Below are 2,681 nucleotides of genomic sequence, written 5' to 3' on the forward strand. Positions count from 1 at the left end.
GCCCGAGCTGAACCGGGCGACGGCGGACCGCAGCCAGGCCACCGTGCCGGGGGTGGCGCCGGGCGCGGCGGGCGGCGGGACCAGCGCCGGGTCGGCCAGGGCCGCCGTGACGTCGTCGTAGCGGGAGAAGGTCGTGGTCGCGGGGTCGGAGGCCACCGTGGTTTCGCTCATGCCGTCATCGTGGCCCCGGGTCGTTTCGGCGCCGGCCGAACCGTGCCGGGGCGACCCTGGAGGCATGTCCCCGGCTCCGCTCCCCCACGCGGCTCCGCCGCTTCGACCGCCCCGCCCCCGTACGCGGCCCCGTCCCCGGACGCGACCCGGCCCCCGAACGCGGCCCTCCGTGCGCTCACGGACACGCCCCCGCGCCCCGACCATGGAGGCATGACGCTCGCCGCCTTCGCCGCCCTGCTCGCCGACCCCACCCGCGCCGCCATCTGCACCGCGCTGCTCGACGGCCGCGCCTGGACCGCCGGTGAGCTGGCCCGGCACGCGCGCGTCGCGCCGTCCACGGCCAGCGAGCACCTGTCCCGGCTGATCGCGGGCGGGCTGCTGGCCGAGGAGCGGCAGGGCCGGCACCGGTACGTCCGACTGGCCACGCCCGCGGTGGCCACGCTGATCGAGGACCTCACCGCCTTCGCCGAGTCCGGCCCCGCCACCGCGCCCCGCAACCTGGGCGAGGCCACCCGGCTGAGCGCCGAGGCCCGCGCCCGCACCTGCTACGACCACCTGGCCGGGCGCCTCGGCGTGGCCGTGTCCGACGCGCTGCTCGCCCGCGGCCTGGTCACCGAGGAGGGCGGGCTGGCCGTCACCGGGCTCGGGCGGGACTGGCTGGCCGCGCAGGCGATCGAGCTGCCGCCGCGCGCGGGCCGCCGGGGCGGGCGCCCGGTGGTGCGCAGCTGCCTGGACTGGACGGAGCGCCGCAACCACCTGGGCGGGGCGCTGGGCGCGGCACTCTGCCGGGCCGCCCTGGACCGCGCCTGGGTGGAGCGGATCGGCTCCGGACGGGCCCTTCGGGTCACCCCGGACGGCAGTCGGGTGCTGCGCGAACTCCTCGGCGTGGAGCTGCCCTGACGGCGCTCCGGCCATCGTCGGCGCCGCTCAGCCCATCGACTTCGCCCCGTCCAGCGACTCCCGGACGATGTCGGCGTGCCCGGCGTGCTGCGCGGTCTCGGCGATCAGGTGCAGCAGCACCCGCCGGACCGACCAGGCCGTACCCGGCGGGAACCAGGGCGCGGACGGCAGCTCATGGGCGAGGTCGAGGTCGGGCAGGGTCCGGACCAGCTCGTCCGTCCCGCGGGCCACCCGCTCGTACTCGGCGAGCAGCCCGGCCAGGGTGTCGCCCTCCACCATCCGGAACTGGGCCGCCCAGGCGTCCGCGTTGTCGGGGCCGTGCTGCCCGTCCCGGCCCCGCATCGCCTCGGCGCCGCCGGTCATGAACCGCCCCCAGCGTGCCTCGGCCGCCGCCACGTGCTTGATCAGGCCGCCGAGGCTCAGCTCGCTGACCGTGGTGCGCCGGGCCGCCTGCTCGTCGGTGAGGTCCCGGACGGTGTGCCGCAGCAGTCCGCGGTGCTTGTCGAGCGTCTCGACGAGTTCCTCGCGCTCACCCATGGGCCACTTCCCCCGCCTTCCGGGTCGGCCGGTCTGCCGCCCGCCGTGTCACGAGACGTCCACCGTCTTCGGCTGCTCGCCGACCGTCCGTCCGAGGTCGATCAGCCCGAAGGCCGCGCCCTGCGGGTCGCCGACCGCCGCGAACCGGCCGAACGGGCTGTCCATCGGCCCGAAGTACACCGTGCCGCCGCGCGCCGTCAGCCGCCCGATCGCCGCGTCGGTGTCGTCCACCGCGAAGTAGACGCTGATGTACGAGGGCGCCTCGGGCGGCAGGACGCCCTCCGCTCCCATCCGGCCCAGCACCGGCCGGTCGCCGACCCGGAACATCCGGTAGTCGAACTCCTCGGAGTCCATCCTCGTCACGCCGTACGGGAAGACCGCGGGGAAGAAGGCGTCGGCCTTCGCGGGCTCGCGGGTCACCAGTTCGGCCCAGCTGTACGCGCCGGGCTCGCCCTGCTGCTCGAAGCCCTCGTACCGGCCTGCCTGCCAGACGCCGAACACCACGCCGGCCGGGTCCCTGGCGATCACCATCGTGCCGAAGTCGCCGATCTGCGTCGGCCCCATGAGCACCTCACCGCCGTTGGCGCGGATCCGCGCCGCAGTGGCGGCGGCGTCCGGCGAGGCCAGGTACAGGCACCAGGCGGACTGGGCCTCCACGCCGGGCATCGGCGGCACGATCGCGGCGACCGCCCTGCCGTCCGAGTACGCCCGGGTGTAGTTGCCGAACTCCGACGAACTCTCACCGAAGGTCCAGCCCAGCACGTCGCCGTAGAAGGCCTTCGCGCCCTCCAGATCGGTGAACATCGCGTCGGCCCAACAGGGTGTGCCCTCAGGTAGCGCAGCCATCTCTCTGCCCTCGTGTGTGGCGAAGTGCGCGCGCCGGAGGGCGCACGACGGTCCCCGGCTCGCCAGCCTAGCCACGACGCGGCGCCCCCGCGCGGGATGGAGCGGGACGGACCCGCGCGGGGGCACTCCGTCAGCGGCTCACTGCCGCGGCACCGTCCCGCCCGGCGGCAGCCGCAGCGAGGCCGTGCCCAGGCCGGTCGGGCCGAGCGGCAGCACACCGGTCAGGA

At 76.3% G+C, this 2,681-nt stretch carries 3 protein-coding genes; 1 reads left to right on the forward strand and 2 read right to left on the reverse strand.

What is annotated here, in order from left to right; all coding sequences use genetic code 11:
- Positions 1-381 precede the first annotated feature (381 nt).
- A complete protein-coding gene (locus tag KS423_RS42995; protein WP_224285132.1) occupies positions 382-1,071 on the forward strand; it encodes a helix-turn-helix transcriptional regulator in 690 nt (229 codons plus the stop codon).
- A 27-nt stretch (positions 1,072-1,098) separates the two neighbouring features.
- Here the strand turns inward: KS423_RS42995 and KS423_RS43000 are convergent, their stop codons facing one another.
- Positions 1,099-1,608, reverse strand: coding sequence for a DinB family protein (locus KS423_RS43000; RefSeq protein ID WP_224285133.1), 510 nt, complete (start codon positions 1,606-1,608; stop codon positions 1,099-1,101).
- 48 nt (positions 1,609-1,656) lie between these two features.
- The gene (locus tag KS423_RS43005; protein ID WP_224285134.1) at positions 1,657-2,454 is read right to left on the reverse strand and encodes a VOC family protein; all 798 of its coding nucleotides are present in this window, start codon (positions 2,452-2,454) and stop codon (positions 1,657-1,659) included.
- Positions 2,455-2,681: the final 227 nt, after the last annotated feature.

The organism is Streptomyces sp. LS1784 (genome assembly GCF_020103755.1).
Lineage (GTDB): Bacteria > Actinomycetota > Actinomycetes > Streptomycetales > Streptomycetaceae > Kitasatospora.